Below are 15,882 nucleotides of genomic sequence, written 5' to 3' on the forward strand. Positions count from 1 at the left end.
ATGACCGACCCCGTGACCGCCTGGCACCGGCTCGCCGGCGACACCGTCCTGCTGGACGGTTTCCACGCCCTCAAGCACGCGCTGCGGTTCGGCGCCGAGGTGCCGGTGGCGGTCGCGGCCGACCGTGCGGCCACGCTCGCCCTCGCGGACGAGCTGGCCCCGGACGTGCGGGACGCGATGGCCGGGCTGCTGGCGGAGGTGCCGCACGAGACGTACGCGTCGTTCGTCCCGCGCCCGCACCCCACCGCGGTGGCAGCCCTGGCCGTACGCCCCTCCCGCGCCTCCAACCTCGGGAAGCTGGCGCGGGAGCCCCGCACGGCCCCGGTCGTGGTGCTCGACAACCCGCGCAACCTCGGCAACGCGGGGGCGGTGATCCGCCTGGCCGCCGGTTTCGGGGCGACGGGAGTGATCACCACCGGGACGGTCGACCCCTGGCACCCCACGGTCGTACGCGGCGGGGCCGGGCTGCACTTCGCGACGGCGGTGGAACGGCTGGCGGTGTCCGACCTGCCGCCCGGCCCCCTGTTCGCCCTCGACCCGGAGGGCGACGACATCCGGTCCGTGAAGCTCCCGGACGACGCCGTCCTCGCCTTCGGCTCCGAACGCACCGGCCTGTCGCCGGAACTCCGCGCCCGCGCCGGCCACTTGCTGTCCCTGCCGATGCGCCCCCAGGTCAGCAGCTACAACCTGGCGACGAGTGTGGCGATGACGCTGTACCACTGGAGCTGCGGTGCGGGTCGGCACATCTGACAGGGACGCGGTGAACGGCGGGAGCGGCCACGAACGGCCCGCGCCCGCGCCCGCGCGATCACCGCACCCGCCGGGATCCTAGGCGTCCCGCCGCACCTCGACCACCCTGAACCGGTTGGCGACGAACGCCCCGTCGCACAGCGCCGCACTCGCCGCCGGGTTGCCCCCCGAGCCGTGGAAGTCGGAGAACGCGGCCGTCTGGTTCACATACACCCCGCCCGTCAGGTTCAGCGACAACTGCGCCGCCTCCTCCAGGCAGGCCTCCTGCACCTCCTGCTCGACCTCCGGGTCGGTCGTGTACGCCCCGACGGTCATCGCGCCCTTCTCGCGGACGGTCCGCCGCAGCAGTTCCACCGCGTCCGAGGCCGAGTCGACGGCCACGGCGAAGGACACCGGCCCGAAGCACTCGCTCATGTACGCGGCCTCCGCGTCCGGCTTGGCCCCGTCCAGCTTCACGATCACCGGCGTACGGACGACCGCCCCCGGGAAGTCCGGGTTGGTGATCTCCCGGGAGGCCAGGGCGACCTCGCCCAGCCCCGCCGCGGCCTCCACCCGGGCCTTCACCTCCGGGTTGACGATCGCGCCCAGCAGCGCGTTCGCCCGGGCGTCGTCGCCCAGCAGCCCGTCCACCGCCTTCGCGAGATCCGCGACCACCTCGTCGTACGACTTGGTGCCCTGGTCCGTGGCGATGCCCTCCCGGGGGACCAGCAGGTTCTGCGGGGTCGTGCACATCTGGCCGCTGTACAGGGACAGCGAGAACGCCAGGTTGGAGAGCATGCCCTTGTAGTCGGACGTGGAGTGGACGACGACCGTGTTGACGCCGGCCTTCTCCGTGTAGACCTGTGCCTGGCGGGCGTTGGCCTCCAGCCAGTCGCCGAACTCGGTCGAGCCCGTGTAGTCGATGATCCGGATCTCGGGGCGCGTGGCCAGGGTCTTCGCGATGCCCTCGCCGGGGCGCTCGGCGGCCAGCGCGATCAGGTTCGGGTCGAAGCCGGTCTCGGCGAGCACCTCGCGCGCGACCTGCACGGTGAGCGCGAGCGGCAGCACCGCGCGCGGGTGGGGCTTGACCAGGACCGCGTTGCCGGTGGCGAGGGAGGCGAACAGGCCGGGGTAGCCGTTCCATGTGGGGAAGGTGTTGCAGCCGATCAGCAGGGCGATGCCGCGGGGCACCGGCGTGAACTGCTTGGTCATGGCCAGCGGGTCGCGCTTGCCCTGGGGCTTGGCCCACTCGGCGTTGTCGGGGGTGCGCGCCTGCTCCACGTAGGCGTACGCCACCGCTTCCAGGCCGCGGTCCTGGGCGTGCGGCCCGCCCGCCTGGAACGCCATCATGAATGCCTGGCCGGAGGTGTGCATGACCGCGTGCGCGAACTCGTGCGTCCGGTCGCTGACGCGCTTGAGGATCTCCAGGCAGACCATCGCGCGCTGCTCCGCGCCCGCGTCCCGCCAGGCCCGCTGTCCGGCCTTCATGGCGGGCAGCAGCACGTCGAGGTCCGCGTGCGGGTACGTCACGCCCAGGTCGACGCCGTACGGGGACGTCTCGCCGCCCACCCAGTCGTCCGTGCCCGGCTGGCCGAGGTCGAGGCGGGAGCCGAGCAGGGCGTCGAAGGCGGCCTTGCCCGCGGCCGCGTCCAGGCTGCCGTTCTCCCCGTAGGCCTTCGGGTGCTCGGGGTGCGGGGACCAGTACGCGCGCGTGCGGATCGCTTCCAGCGCCTGGTCGAGGGTGGACCGGTGCCGGGCGATCAGCTCGTGCGCCGAGAGTGCGGCGGTCATGGGTGACCATCTCCTCGTCTCAAGAACTCTTCGTCGAGTTCATGACCTGGGCAGAAACCTGGGCAGGAACACTCGGACAGAGCTAGAGTAACCGAACGATCGGTCGGTTCAAGGGGGTCCGCCGCATCTGTGGAAAACCCCGTGCGGGAGGATCGCGCACATGACAGCACTCGACCTCAGCAGCCCCGTGTCCGTCATCGGCACCGGCACCATGGGCCAGGGAATCGCCCAGGTCGCGCTGGTCGCGGGCCATCCCGTACGGCTGTACGACGCCATCCCCGGGCGCGCCCGGGAGGCCGCCGACGCGATCGGCGCCCGTCTGGACCGGCTCGTCGAGAAGGACCGGCTCACCGGCGCCGACCGGGATGCGGCCCGCGCCCGGCTGCTGCCCGCCGGGACCCTCGCCGAACTCGCCGACTGCTCCCTGGTCGTCGAGGCGGTCCTGGAGCGGCTGGACGTCAAGCAGCAGCTGTTCCGCGAACTGGAGGACGTCGTCGACGGCGACTGCCTGCTCGCGACCAACACCTCGTCCCTGTCCGTCACCGCCATCGGCGGCGCCCTGCGCGTCCCGGGCCGCTTCGTCGGCCTGCACTTCTTCAACCCGGCGCCGCTGCTGCCGCTGGTCGAGGTCGTCTCCGGGTTCGCCACCGACGTCTCGTACGCCACGCGCGCGTACGAGACCGCCCGCGCCTGGGGCAAGACGCCGGTGGCCTGCGCGGACACCCCCGGCTTCATCGTCAACCGCATCGCCCGGCCCTTCTACGCCGAGGCCTTCGCGGTGTACGAGTCGCAGGGCGCCGACCCGGCCACCATCGACGCCGTGCTGCGGGAGTCGGGCGGCTTCCGGATGGGCGCGTTCGAGCTGACCGACCTGATCGGCCAGGACGTCAACGAGTCCGTCACGCAGTCGGTCTGGCAGTCCTTCTTCCAGGACGTGCGCTTCACCCCGTCCCTCGCCCAGCGGCGCCTGGTCGAGTCCGGCCGGCTGGGCCGCAAGACCGGCCACGGCTGGTTCGACCACCGGGAGGGCGCCGAGCGCCCCGAGGCGGACACGGCCGAGCAGCGGCAGCCGCCCGCGTACGTCGTCGCCGAGGGAGACCTGGGCCCGGCCTCCGACCTGCTCCCGCTGATCCGCGAGGCGGGCATCCCGGTCCGCGACGAGGACGAGGACAACGGCTCCCGCCTGATCCTGCCGAGCGGCGGCCAGCTCGTCCTCGCCGACGGGCAGACCTCCGTGGAGTTCCGGGACGTCGTCTACTTCGACCTCGCCCTGGACTACCGGGGGGCCACCCGGATCGCCCTGTCCGCCTCCCAGGACACCTCCCCGCGGACCCTCGCCGAGGCCACCGGCCTGTTCCAGGCGCTCGGCAAGAAGGTCAGTGTCATCGGCGACGTCCCCGGCATGATCGTCGCCCGTACGGTCGCGCGGATCATCGACCTGGCGCACGACGCGGTCGCCAAGGGGGTGGCCACCGAGGAGGACATCGACACCGCGATGCGCCTCGGCGTGAACTATCCTCTGGGTCCCTTCGAGTGGAGCCGCAAGCTCGGCCGCCACTGGGCCTACTCCCTGCTGGACGACCTGCACCTGCGCGACCCCTCCGGGCGTTACGCGCCGTCCCTCGCGCTGTACCGCCACGCCCACGCCTCCGACCAGCGGGAGGGCAACACCTCATGACCACCGCCAGGCGCGACACCTACACACCGGACACGCTGCTGTCCGTCGCCGTCCGGGTGTTCAACGAGCGCGGGTACGACGGCACCTCCATGGAGCACCTCTCCAAGGCGGCCGGCATCTCCAAGTCGTCGATCTACCACCACGTCACCGGCAAGGAGGAGCTGCTGCAACGGGCCGTGAGCCGGGCCCTGGACGGCCTGTTCGGGATCCTCGACGAGGAGCACGCGCGTGTGGGGAGGGCCGCGGAGCGCCTGGAGTACGTCGTCCGGCGCATGGTCGAGGTGCTCATAGCCGAGCTGCCCTACGTGACGCTGCTGCTGCGGGTGCGCGGCAACACCGACACCGAGCGGTGGGCCCTGGAGCGGCGCCGCGACTTCGACCACCGGGTCGCGGACCTGCTGAAGGCCGCGGCGGCCGACGGGGACGTGCGCGGCGACGTGGAGGTCCGGCTGGTGACCAGGCTGGTCTTCGGCATGATCAACTCGATCGTCGAGTGGTACCGGCCGGACGGGCGGGGCATGAACGAGCGCGAGGTGGCCGACGCGGTGGTGCAGCTGGCGTTCGGAGGGCTTCGCAAGAGCGCCTGAGCTCAGCTCTGGGGCTCCAGGTCCTCCTCCTCGAACACCAGCAGCGTGCGCGAGCTCAGCACCTCCGGGATCGCCTGGAGCCGGGTCAGGACCAGCTCGCGCAGCGCCCGGTTGTCGGACACGTGCACCAGCAGCAGCACGTCGAAGTCCCCGCCCACCAGGGCGATGTGGGAGGCGCCTGGCAGCTGTCTGAGCTGCTCGCGGACCGTGCGCCAGGAGTTCTGGACGATCTTCAGGGTGACGTACGCGGACGTTCCCTGCCCCGCCCGCTCGTGGTTGACCCGGGCGCCGAAGCCGCGGATGACGCCGTCCTCGACGAGCCGGTTGATGCGGGCGTAGGCGTTGGCGCGCGAGACGTGGACCCGCTCGGCGACCGACCGTATCGAGGCGCGGCCGTCCGCCTGGAGCATGTGCAGGATGTCCTGGTCGATGGCGTCCAGGGGCCGCGCCGGCGGCAGCACCCCGTTGTCGCCCTGGCCGTCGGCCATTTGTTCAGATGCCACCTGCCCCCGCCTCTCCGCCGTGGACGTACTGCGTCCATCACAGGCCGTGGAGAACCGTTTGTCCACAGCCTGGGGTCACCCGTAGCCAAAATGTGCCGGCGACCGAACAATCGGTAGGTGAGGCGCATCACAGCCGATGCGTCTCTCCGAGCCGCTCCCACGAGGAGGTGCCGTCATGACGGTCATGGAGCAGCGGGGCGCATACCGGCCCACACCGCCGCCCGCCTGGCAGCCCCGTACCGACCCCGCGCCGCTGCTGCCCGATGCGGAGCCGTACCGCGTCCTCGGCACCGAGGCGGTGGAGCAGGCCGACCCGGAGCTGCTGCGGACGCTGTACGCCCAGCTGGTCCGCGGCCGCCGCTACAACGCGCAGGCCACCGCCCTCACCAAGCAGGGCCGTCTCGCGGTCTACCCCTCCACCACCGGCCAGGAGGCCTGCGAGGTCGCCGCCGCGCTGGTGCTGGAGGAACGCGACTGGCTCTTCCCGAGCTACCGCGACACGCTCGCCGTGGTCGCCCGGGGCGTGGACCCGGTCGAGGCGCTCACGCTGCTGCGCGGCGACTGGCACACCGGCTACGACCCCTACGAGCACCGGGTCGCCCCCCTGTGCACCCCCCTCGCCACCCAGCTGCCGCACGCCGTGGGCCTCGCGCACGCCGCCCGCCTCAAGGGCGACGACGTCGTCGCGCTGGCCATGGTCGGCGACGGCGGCACCAGCGAGGGCGACTTCCACGAGGCGCTGAACTTCGCCGCCGTCTGGCAGGCCCCGGTCGTCTTCCTCGTGCAGAACAACGGCTTCGCGATCTCCGTCCCGCTCGCCAAGCAGACCGCGGCCCCGTCACTGGCCCACAAGGCCGTCGGCTACGGCATGCCCGGCCGCCTGGTCGACGGCAACGACGCGGCAGCCGTCCACGAGGTGCTCTCCGACGCCGTACGCCACGCGCGCGCGGGCGGCGGACCCACCCTCGTCGAGGCGATCACCTACCGCGTCGACGCCCACACCAACGCCGACGACGCGACCCGCTACCGCGGCGACGCCGAGGTCGAGACCTGGCGGGAGCACGACCCGATCCAGCTGCTGGAGCGCGAGCTGACCGCGCGCGGCCTGCTCGACGAGGCCGGCATCGAGGCCGCCCGCCAGGACGCAGAGACCATGGCGGCGGCCCTGCGCGAGCAGATGAACCAGGACGCGGCTCTCGACCCGATGGACCTGTTCAGCCACGTCTACGCCGAGCCCACCGGCCAACTGCGCGAGCAGCGGGACCAGCTGCGGGCCGAGCTGGAGGCCGAGGCCGAGGCGGAAGGGGGCACGCACCGATGACCACCGTCGCCGTCAGGCCGGCCACCATGGCGCAGGCCCTCACGCGCGCGCTCCGCGACGCCATGGCCGCCGACCCCGCCGTGCACGTCATGGGCGAGGACGTCGGCACTCTCGGCGGCGTCTTCCGCGTCACCGACGGACTCGCCGAGGAGTTCGGCGAGGACCGCTGCACGGACACGCCGCTCGCCGAGGCGGGCATTCTCGGCACCGCGGTCGGCATGGCCATGTACGGCCTCAGGCCGGTCGTGGAGATGCAGTTCGACGCGTTCGCCTACCCGGCGTTCGAGCAGCTCATCTCGCACGTGGCCCGGATGCGCAACCGCACCCGCGGCAGGGTGCCCCTGCCGATCACCATCCGCGTCCCCTACGGCGGCGGCATCGGTGGCGTCGAGCACCACAGCGACTCCTCCGAGGCGTACTACATGGCGACTCCGGGGCTCCATGTCGTCACGCCCGCCACCGTCGCCGACGCCTACGGGCTGCTGCGCGCCGCCATCGCCTCCGACGACCCGGTCGTCTTCCTGGAGCCGAAGCGGCTCTACTGGTCGAAGGACTCCTGGAACCCCGAGGAGCCCGCGCCCGTCGAGCCGATCGGCCGCGCGGCGGTGCGGCGCCCGGGCCGGAGCGCCACGCTCCTCACGTACGGGCCGTCCGTGCCCGTCTGCATGGAGGCGGCCGAGGCGGCCCGCGCCGAGGGCTGGGACCTCGAGGTCGTCGACCTGCGCTCCCTGGTGCCGTTCGACGACGAGACGGTGTGCGCCTCGGTGCGGCGCACGGGACGCGCGGTCGTCGTCCACGAGTCGGGCTCCTTCGGGGGCCCGGGCGGGGAGATCGCCGCCCGGGTCACGGAGCGCTGCTTCCACCACCTGGAGGCGCCGGTGCTGCGCGTGGCCGGGTTCGACGTCCCGTATCCGCCGCCGATGCTGGAGCGCCACCACCTGCCCGGTGTGGACCGGATCCTGGACGCCGTGGGGCGTCTGCAGTGGGAGGCCGAGAGCTGATGGCACAGGTCCTGGAGTTCAAGCTGCCCGACCTCGGTGAGGGGCTCACCGAGGCGGAGATCGTGCGCTGGCTGGTCGAGGTCGGTGACGTCGTCGCGATCGACCAGCCGGTCGTCGAGGTCGAGACGGCCAAGGCGATGGTCGAGGTGCCCTGCCCCTACGGCGGTGTGGTCACGGCCCGTTTCGGCGAGGAAGGCACGGAACTGCCCGTGGGGGCCCCGCTGATCACGGTGGCGGTGGGGGAGCGCCCGGCGTCCGGGAGCGATGGCGCCGGGAGCGCCGGTGCCGAGGGCTCCGGGAACGTCCTGGTCGGGTACGGCACGTCCGAGGCGCCGGCGCGGCGACGCAGGGTGCGGCAGGAACGGCCGGTGTCCGGAACGCCTGCGGCAGGCTCCCGGGCGGTGAATGGACAGGCCGACGGCGGCGCGGCGGTGACCGGGCGGGCGGACGGCGGCGCGGCGGTGACCGGGCAGGCGGCTGGCGGAGCGGTGGTGACCGGGCAGGCGGATGCCGGTGCGACGGGGGCCGGAAATGCCGGTGGTCGCGAGAGCGAGGACCGCCCCGTGCCCGTGATCTCGCCCCTGGTCCGCCGACTGGCCCGGCAGAACGGCCTCGACCTGCGGGAGCTGACCGGCTCCGGCCCCGACGGGCTGATCCTGCGCGCGGACGTCGAGTACGCGCTGCGCGCCGCGGGCCGGGCCACCACGGCGGCCCCTGCGGCGGAACCGCACGCACGCGCGCCGCTGGCGGCGAGCACGGCCGCCGGGGGGCAGACCGCCGGAGCGCCGACCGCCGGGATGGCCGCCGGGGCACAGGCCGCCGGAACGGCCGCCCCCGCGCCCCGGGCCTCCTCGACCGCGGCCCCCGGGGAGATCCGAACGCCTCTCAAGGGCGTCCGCGGCGCCGTCGCCGACAAGCTGGCCCGCAGCCGCCGTGAGATCCCGGACGCGACCTGCTGGGTGGACGCCGACGCCACGGAGCTGATGCGGGCACGCACGGCCATGAACGCGGCCGGCGGGCCGAAGATCTCCCTCCTGGCCCTGCTGGCCCGGATCTGCACCGCGGCCCTGGCGCGCTTCCCCGAGCTCAACTCCACCGTGGACACGGAGGCCAGGGAGGTCGTCCGGTTCGACCACGTCCACCTGGGCTTCGCGGCGCAGACCGACCGGGGACTGGTCGTCCCGGTCGTGCGGGACGCGCACGCGCGCGACGCCGAGTCGCTGACCGCGGAGTTCGCCCGGCTGACCGAGGCGGGCCGGGCCGGGACGCTGACGCCCGCGGAACTGACCGGCGGGACCTTCACGCTGAACAACTACGGCGTCTTCGGCGTCGACGGCTCCACCCCGATCATCAACCACCCCGAGGCCGCCATGCTCGGCGTCGGCCGCATCGTCCCCAAGCCGTGGGTGCACGAGGGCGAGCTGGCCGTGCGCCAGGTCGTCCAGCTCTCGCTCACCTTCGACCACCGGGTGTGCGACGGCGGCGTGGCGGGCGGCTTCCTGCGGTTCGTGGCGGACTGCGTGGAACAGCCGGCGGTGCTGCTGCGGACGCTGTGATCCCGTCCGGCCGCCTCGCGGAGGCGGGGATTCCTGGCCCCGCACGAGCAGGCGCCCGTGATCGCGTCGCTTCCCCCGCGTTCCCTGTGATCGTGAGGGCGGTGATACTCGGGGGGTGACCGCCTACGAGCTCCCCGGTGAACCCGGCGCCGGCACCGCCCCCGCGCAGGGGGCGGACCCGGCCGTGTACGACGCCGTCGTGCTCGCCGGCGGTGCCGCCCGGCGCCTCGGCGGCGCGGACAAACCAGGGGTGCGCGTGGGCGGGCGGGCCCTGCTCGACCGGGTGCTCGCCGCCTGCGCGGACGCCCGTACCACCGTCGTCGTCGCCGCGCCGAGGCCGACCGCACGGCCCGTGAGCTGGGCCCGCGAGGACCCGCCCGGCGGCGGCCCGCTCGCCGCGCTCGACGCCGGGCTCCGGCACACCACGGCCGAGTACGTCGTGGTGCTCTCCGCCGACCTGCCGTTCCTCCAGGAGCCGACCGTCGGCCGGCTCCTGGACACACTCCGGGCAGGCGCCGCCGACGGCGTGCTGCTCACCGACCCCGGGGGCCGCGACCAGCCGCTCGTGGCCGCGTACCGCGCCCCGCGGCTGCGCGAACTGCTCGCGCTTCTCGACCAACGTCACGGCGGTCTCGCCGGTCTCCCCCTGCGGCGCCTCGTCGCCGAGCTGAACCTCACCCGCGTCCTGGACCCCGTCGCGTCGTTCGACTGCGACACCTGGGACGACATCGCCACAGCCAGGGCACGTATCAGGGAGCATGGGCACGTGTTGGATGAATGGATTTCCGCCGTCAAGGACGAACTGGGGATCGACCTGGACGTCGACACCGGCGTCCTGCTCGACCTCGCCCGCGACGCCGCCCACGGCGTGGCCAGGCCCGCGGCGCCGCTGACCACCTTCCTCGTCGGCTACGCGGCAGCACGGGCCGGAGGGGGACCCGAGGCGGTAGCCGAAGCCGCCCGCAGGGCCGCCGCCCTCGCCGCGCGCTGGGCGGAGGAGAGCACCTCCGAGGACCGGCCCTCCGGCGTCCTGCCGCAGCCTTCCCGCCCCCAGGGGGACGCCGCCCCCGACGCGACGCCCGACACCCGCCCGGACGCCGGATGACCCCCCACGGCACCCGGGCCGGTGAGGACGCTGAGGAGCTTGATGTCGAGGATGTGCTCGCCCTCGTGAACAACCGCAGCAGCGACCACCCCACCGGCTCCGCCGCGCGAGGTGAGCCTGACAGCACCGGCACATCCGCCCGGCCGGACACCCGCCACCACGCCACCCCCTGGCCGGAGGCCCGTTCCGTCGCCGGGCGCGCCGCCCGGGCCACCGTCCGGGCCGCCCGCCGCGCCCCCGTGTCCGTGCCCCTCGAAGCCGCCCTCGGCCTCACCCTGGCCGTCCCGCTCGACGCCCTCACCGACCTCCCCTCCTTCGACACCTCCGCGATGGACGGCTGGGCGGTGGCCGGTCCCGCCCCCTGGGGCGTCCGGGACGAGGGCGTCCTCGCCGGGCACGCCGCCCCCGCGCCGCTCACCGACGGCGAGGCCGTCCGGATCGCCACCGGCGCCCGGATCCCCCCGGACACCACCGCCGTCCTGCGCAGCGAGCACGGCCGCACCGACGACAAGGGCCGGCTGTACGCGACCAGGGAGGCCGCCCCGGGTCAGGACATCCGCCCGCGCGGCCAGGAGTGCCGCAGCGGCGACCAGCTCCTCCCGGCCGGCACCCTCGTCACCCCGGCCGTCCTGGGTCTCGCCGCCGCAGCCGGATACGACACCGTCACCGCCGTCCCCCGCCCCCGCGTGGACGTCCTGGTCCTCGGCGACGAGTTGCTCACCGGGGGACTGCCGCACGACGGGCTGATCCGGGACGCGCTCGGTCCGATGCTGCCGCCCTGGCTGCGGGCACTCGGCGCCGAGGTCACCGCCGTACAGCGCGTCCGGGACGATGCCGACGCCTTGCACGAGGCGATCACCACCTCCGACGCCGAGGTGGTCGTCACCACCGGCGGCACCGCCGCGGGCCCCGTCGACCACGTACACCCCACCCTGCGCAGGATCGGCGCCGAGCTCCTCGTGGACGGCGTCAAGGTCCGCCCGGGCCATCCCATGCTGCTGGCCCGCATCAGCGAGACCCAGCACCTGGTCGGCCTGCCGGGCAACCCGCTCGCCGCCGTCTCGGGCCTGCTGACGCTCGCCGAGCCGCTGTTGCGGACCCTCGCGGCCCGTCCGGCCCTGGAGCCGTACACGCTGCCCCTCAGGGACGCCGTGCACGGACACCCGCACGACACCCGGCTCGTCCCGGTCGTCCTGCGCGGCGACCAGGCGGCGCCGCTGCACTACAACGGCCCCGCCATGCTGCGTGGCATCGCGGCGGCCGACGCTCTCGCCGTCGTCCCACCGGGCGGCGCACGTCCGGGGCAGGAGGCGGAACTGCTCGACCTGCCCTGGGCGTCCGGTGGAATCGGGGTGTGTTTCACGTGAAACTTCCGGGCCAGGACGCGATCGCCCGCCAGGCCGACGAGCATCTGGTGACCCACCGGGTGAAGCTCCCGAGGAAAATGGTGGAGCACCCGGTCCGCCAGGTCGCCAGACGGTTGTCGATGGCACTGGTGGTGCTCGTCTCGACCGCGCTGATCGTCTACGCCGACCGCGACGGCTACAGCGACAACGCGGGCGGCGGCGTCGATCTTCTCGACGCCTTCTACTACGCGACCGTCACTCTCTCCACCACCGGCTACGGTGACATCATTCCCGCCAGTGACGGCGCCCGGCTGACGAATATCCTCGTCATCACGCCCCTGCGCGTGCTGTTCCTGATCATCCTGGTCGGCACCACGCTCGAAGCCCTCACCGAACGCACTCGGGAGGAGTGGCGACTGACCCGCTGGAGGTCCACGTTGCGCGATCACACCGTCGTCATCGGCTTTGGCACGAAGGGCAGGTCGGCGATCCGGACCGTCTGCGCGACGGGGCTGAAGAAGGAGCAGGTCGTCGTGGTCGATCCCAGTTCCAAGGTGATCGACGCCGCGACCGCCGAGGGGTACGCGGGCATCGTCGGGGACGCGACGCGCAGCGAGGTGCTCAAGCAGGCAGAGGTGCACAAGGCGCGGCAGATCATCATCGCCACCCAGCGGGACGACACGGCGGTCCTGGTGGCGCTGACGGCCCGGCAGCTCAACCGCGGGGCGAACATCGTGGCCGCCGTGCGCGAGGAGGAGAACGCGCCGCTGCTGAAGCAGTCCGGTGCCGACGCCGTCATCACCAGCGCCAGCGCCGCCGGCCGTCTGCTCGGCCTCTCCGTGCTCAGCCCCTCGGCCGGCATGGTGCTGGAGGACCTCATCCAGCAGGGCAGCGGGCTCGACATCGTGGAACGGCCGGTCGTCAAGGCGGAGGTGGGCAGGACGCCGCGGGAGGTCGCCGAGCTGGTCGTGAGCGTCATACGTGGTCATCGGGTGCTCGGCTACGACGACGCGGCCGTCGGGAAACTGGAGTTGACCGACCGGCTCATCACCATCGTGCGGAAGACACCGGCCACCCAGGTCGCGCCGGACATCCGTCCGATGCCACCCATGCCGCGCAACAACTGACCGGCCCGGTAGACAGAGGCCGGCCGTCCGCACCCACCCGGTGCGGACGGCCGGCCATGGCCCCGGCGGCTACTTCCGGTTGTACAGCCGCATCGTGATCGGCCCGAAGACCAGCACGAACAGCCCGGCCCAGCCCAGCGACCAGGCGACCTCGGCGGCCGGCCAGTCGCCGCCCATCAGGCCGCGCACCGCCGACGCCAGATGAGTGATGGGGCTGTTGTTGACGAACGCCTGCAGCCAGCCCGGCATCGTCTTCGGGTCGACGAAGACGTTGGACAGGAAGGTGAGCGGGAAGATCACCATCATGCTGACGCCCATCACCGACTTCTCGGTGCGCAGCAGCAGCCCGAACATCGTCCATATCCACGAGAACGCGAACGAGAACAGCACCAGCAGGGCGATTCCGGCGAGCACACCGGCGACTCCGCCGTCCGGCCGGAAGCCGAGGACGATGCCGACCGTGAGCATCACGACCGACGCGATCGTGTAGCGCAGGGCGTCGCCGAGCAGATAGCCGACCATCGTCGACGGCCGCCAGATCGGCAGGGTGCGGAACCGGTCGAAGACGCCCTTCTCGATGTCGGTGTTGACCGAGACGCCCGTGTACATCGTGATCATCACGACCGACATCACGAGGATGCCCGGCAGCAGGAACTGGATGTACTCCTTCGGCGAGCCGGCCAGCGCCCCGCCGAACAGGTACGTGTACATCAGCACCATCATGATCGGGAACGCCGTGACGTCGAAGAGCTGCTCCGGCACGTGCTTGATCTTGAGCATCGCCCGCCAGCCGAAGGTCATCGAGGCCGACCACGCGCTGGGCCGCGGCGGCCGGTCCTTGGCGATGAGCAGCGCGGCGAGGGACTCGGTGCTGACCGGGGCGAGTTCCTTGCTCTCGGTGGTCGTCGCGGTGCTCATGCCGCCACCTCGTCCTTCGGGTCGTGGGACTGGCCGGAGTCGTCGGAGCGGCCGGAGGAGTCGTGCGTGTCATGGCCGGTGAGGGCGAGGAAGACCTCGTCCAGGCTGGGCTGGCCCAGGGAGAAGTTGTCGACCGTGATCCCGGACCGGGCCAGCTCGCCCAGCGCGCGGGAGGCCTGCTCGGCGGCGGAGTCGTCGCTCGCCGCCGCACCCAGCCGGGCGGTCAGGGCCACCGGGTCGGGCTCCAGCTGCACCTGGGCGGCCAGGGCCCGGCGCAGCAGGCCGGCCGCGAGATCGCGTTGGTCGGGATCTCGTAGCCGCAGATGGACGGATCCGGCGCCGACGGACGACTTGAGTTCGCCCTTGGTGCCCTCGGCGATCACCCGGCCGCGGTCGATCACGGCGATCCGGGAGGCCAGCTGGTCGGCCTCGTCCAGGTACTGCGTGGTCAGCAGCACGGTGGTGCCCTGGGCGACGACGGCACGCACGATGTCCCACACCTGGTTGCGGCTGCGCGGGTCCAGGCCGGTCGTCGGCTCGTCGAGGAACAGCAGGTCCGGGGTGTTGAGGATGGACGCGGCGATGTCGATGCGGCGTCGCATGCCGCCCGAGTACTGCTTGACCTGCTTGCCGGCCGCCTCCGTCAGCCCGAAGGCCTCCAGCAGCTGGGCGGCGCGGTCCCGGGCGGCCTTCTTGTGGTGGCCGAGGAGGCGGCCCAGCAGGACCAGGTTCTCGGTGCCGGTGAGGTCCTCGTCCACCGACGCGTACTGGCCGGTGAGGCTCACCCTGCTGCGCACCTCGTCGGCCTCGCGGACGATGTCGTGGCCGAAGACATGAGCCTCGCCGCCGTCCGGCCGCAGGAGGGTGGCGAGCATCTTCACGGTGGTGGTCTTGCCGGCGCCGTTCGGGCCGAGGACGCCGTAGACCGTGCCCGCGGGCACGGACAGGTCGACTCCGTCCACGGCCCGGGTCTCGCCGAACGTTTTCACCAGGCCCGCGGTCTCGATCGCCAGGCCGGACGTCTGCGTGCTCATGCTTCGGGTCCTTCCGAGTACGTGGGCTACGCATGGGGAGACCTACACCGTCGCCCAAACTCATCGGTCCCGCACATGGATTTTCGCCAGGACCGGACCAACGAGTAGGCAAGGCGGTCCCGGGGACGGACCGGACTCGGCCCGGTGGCCGACGGGTACGGTCCCTTGCATGTATGCGATCACGATTCCCGAACCTGGTGGGCCCGAGGCGCTGGTCTGGGACGAGGTCCCGGATCCCGTGCCCGGCGAGGGCGAGGTACTGGTCGAGGTGACGGCCGGGGCCGTCAACCGGGCCGACATCCTGCAGCGGCAGGGCTTCTACGATCCGCCGCCCGGTACGTCCCCGTACCCCGGCCTGGAGTGCTCCGGGCGGATCGCCGGGACCGGCACGGGCGTCTCCGGCTGGAACGTCGGCGACGAGGTGTGCGCGCTGCTGTCCGGCGGCGGTTACGCCGAGAAGGTGGTCGCCCCGGCGGGGCAGCTGCTGCCGGTGCCCGACGGCGTGGACCTGAAGCAGGCCGCGGCGCTGCCCGAGGTGGCCTGCACGGTCTGGTCGAACGTCTTCATGATCGCCCACCTGCGTCCCGGCGAGACGCTGCTCGTGCACGGCGGCTCCAGCGGCATCGGCACGATGGCCATCCAGCTGGCCAAGGCCGTCGGCGCACGGGTGGCCGTCACGGCCGGCACCACGGAGAAGCTGGACCGGTGTGCCGAGCTGGGCGCGGACATCCTGGTGAACTACCGCGAGCAGGACTTCGTCGAGGAGGTCAGGAAGGCGACGGACGGCGCGGGGGCCGACGTCATCCTCGACAACATGGGCGCGAAGTACCTGGAGCGCAACGTCAGGGCCCTCGCGGTCAACGGCCGCCTCGCGATCATCGGCATGCAGGGCGGGGTCAAGGGCGAGCTGAACATCGGTGCCCTGCTCGCCAAGCGCGCCGCCCTCAGCGCGACGTCCCTGCGCGCCCGCCCGCTGGAGGAGAAGGCGGCCATCGTCGCGGCCGTACGCGAACACGTCTGGCCCCTGTTCGGCGGCGGCCACCTGCGCCCGGTCGTCGACCGCGAGATCCCGATGCCGGACGCCGCAGCCGCACACCGGGTGGTGGAGGAGAGCGGCCACGTCGGCAAGGTGCTGCTGATCGCACCGCGGGGCGCCTGACCCCGGGAACGAGCCCGTCGCGGCCCT

The 15,882-nt window shown here is 72.9% G+C and carries 14 protein-coding genes; 10 read left to right on the forward strand and 4 right to left on the reverse strand.

The window, feature by feature from the left end; translation table 11 throughout:
- Positions 1-750, forward strand: a complete 750-nt coding sequence (locus ACZ5TL_RS01695; RefSeq protein ID WP_468586542.1) for a TrmH family RNA methyltransferase — start codon at positions 1-3, stop codon at positions 748-750.
- 78 nt (positions 751-828) lie between these two features.
- On the opposite strand, the gene paaN is transcribed toward ACZ5TL_RS01695, so the two are convergent.
- On the reverse strand, positions 829-2,520 hold the full coding sequence (paaN, locus tag ACZ5TL_RS01700) for a phenylacetic acid degradation protein PaaN (protein WP_468586544.1): 1,692 nt from the start codon (positions 2,518-2,520) through the stop codon (positions 829-831).
- A gap of 160 nt (positions 2,521-2,680) precedes the next feature.
- Between paaN and ACZ5TL_RS01705 the strand changes: the two genes are divergently transcribed.
- Positions 2,681-4,198: a 3-hydroxyacyl-CoA dehydrogenase gene (locus ACZ5TL_RS01705; RefSeq protein WP_468586546.1), complete on the forward strand. Its 1,518-nt coding sequence runs from the start codon at positions 2,681-2,683 to the stop codon at positions 4,196-4,198.
- On the forward strand, positions 4,195-4,785 hold the full coding sequence (locus ACZ5TL_RS01710) for a TetR/AcrR family transcriptional regulator (RefSeq protein WP_468586548.1): 591 nt from the start codon (positions 4,195-4,197) through the stop codon (positions 4,783-4,785). Before ACZ5TL_RS01705 ends, ACZ5TL_RS01710 begins: the two co-directional genes overlap by 4 nt.
- Before the next feature lie 2 nt (positions 4,786-4,787).
- Here ACZ5TL_RS01710 and ACZ5TL_RS01715 read toward each other — a convergent pair whose 3' ends face one another.
- Positions 4,788-5,273, reverse strand: a complete 486-nt coding sequence (locus ACZ5TL_RS01715; RefSeq protein ID WP_468587074.1) for an Lrp/AsnC family transcriptional regulator — start codon at positions 5,271-5,273, stop codon at positions 4,788-4,790.
- 190 nt (positions 5,274-5,463) lie between these two features.
- On the opposite strand from ACZ5TL_RS01715, the gene pdhA reads away from it, so the two are divergent.
- From pdhA to ACZ5TL_RS01745, 6 genes are all read left to right on the forward strand, one after another.
- Complete coding sequence (gene pdhA / locus ACZ5TL_RS01720; protein ID WP_468586550.1) at positions 5,464-6,609, forward strand: pyruvate dehydrogenase (acetyl-transferring) E1 component subunit alpha; 1,146 nt, start codon at positions 5,464-5,466, stop codon at positions 6,607-6,609.
- Positions 6,606-7,610 (forward strand): alpha-ketoacid dehydrogenase subunit beta, encoded by a 1,005-nt coding sequence (locus ACZ5TL_RS01725; protein WP_468586552.1) that lies wholly within the window; start codon positions 6,606-6,608, stop codon positions 7,608-7,610. Before pdhA ends, ACZ5TL_RS01725 begins: the two co-directional genes overlap by 4 nt.
- Positions 7,610-9,166 carry a dihydrolipoamide acetyltransferase family protein gene (locus ACZ5TL_RS01730; protein ID WP_468586554.1) on the forward strand — a complete coding sequence of 519 codons (1,557 nt, stop codon included), beginning with the start codon at positions 7,610-7,612 and terminating at the stop codon, positions 9,164-9,166. The genes ACZ5TL_RS01725 and ACZ5TL_RS01730 overlap by 1 nt, the downstream gene beginning before the upstream one ends.
- A gap of 115 nt (positions 9,167-9,281) precedes the next feature.
- Positions 9,282-10,271, forward strand: coding sequence for an NTP transferase domain-containing protein (locus tag ACZ5TL_RS01735; RefSeq protein ID WP_468586556.1), 990 nt, complete (start codon positions 9,282-9,284; stop codon positions 10,269-10,271).
- On the forward strand, positions 10,268-11,638 hold the full coding sequence (locus tag ACZ5TL_RS01740) for a molybdopterin molybdotransferase MoeA (protein WP_468586558.1): 1,371 nt from the start codon (positions 10,268-10,270) through the stop codon (positions 11,636-11,638). Before ACZ5TL_RS01735 ends, ACZ5TL_RS01740 begins: the two co-directional genes overlap by 4 nt.
- Entirely contained in the window at positions 11,635-12,744 is a 1,110-nt protein-coding gene (locus ACZ5TL_RS01745; protein ID WP_468586560.1) for a potassium channel family protein, read from the forward strand. Before ACZ5TL_RS01740 ends, ACZ5TL_RS01745 begins: the two co-directional genes overlap by 4 nt.
- 69 nt (positions 12,745-12,813) lie before the next feature.
- Here ACZ5TL_RS01745 and ACZ5TL_RS01750 read toward each other — a convergent pair whose 3' ends face one another.
- Together ACZ5TL_RS01750 and ACZ5TL_RS01755 are read right to left on the reverse strand one after the other, a co-directional pair.
- Positions 12,814-13,662, reverse strand: a complete 849-nt coding sequence (locus ACZ5TL_RS01750) for an ABC transporter permease (protein ID WP_468586562.1) — start codon at positions 13,660-13,662, stop codon at positions 12,814-12,816.
- Positions 13,659-14,696, reverse strand: a complete 1,038-nt coding sequence (locus tag ACZ5TL_RS01755) for an ATP-binding cassette domain-containing protein (RefSeq protein ID WP_468586564.1) — start codon at positions 14,694-14,696, stop codon at positions 13,659-13,661. Before ACZ5TL_RS01755 ends, ACZ5TL_RS01750 begins: the two co-directional genes overlap by 4 nt.
- A gap of 169 nt (positions 14,697-14,865) precedes the next feature.
- Here ACZ5TL_RS01755 and ACZ5TL_RS01760 point away from each other — a divergent pair, with 169 nt between their 5' ends.
- Complete coding sequence (locus ACZ5TL_RS01760) at positions 14,866-15,855, forward strand: NAD(P)H-quinone oxidoreductase (RefSeq protein ID WP_468586566.1); 990 nt, start codon at positions 14,866-14,868, stop codon at positions 15,853-15,855.
- Positions 15,856-15,882: the final 27 nt, after the last annotated feature.

The sequence above is a fragment of the Streptomyces sp. NPDC033136 genome (genome assembly GCF_055578235.1).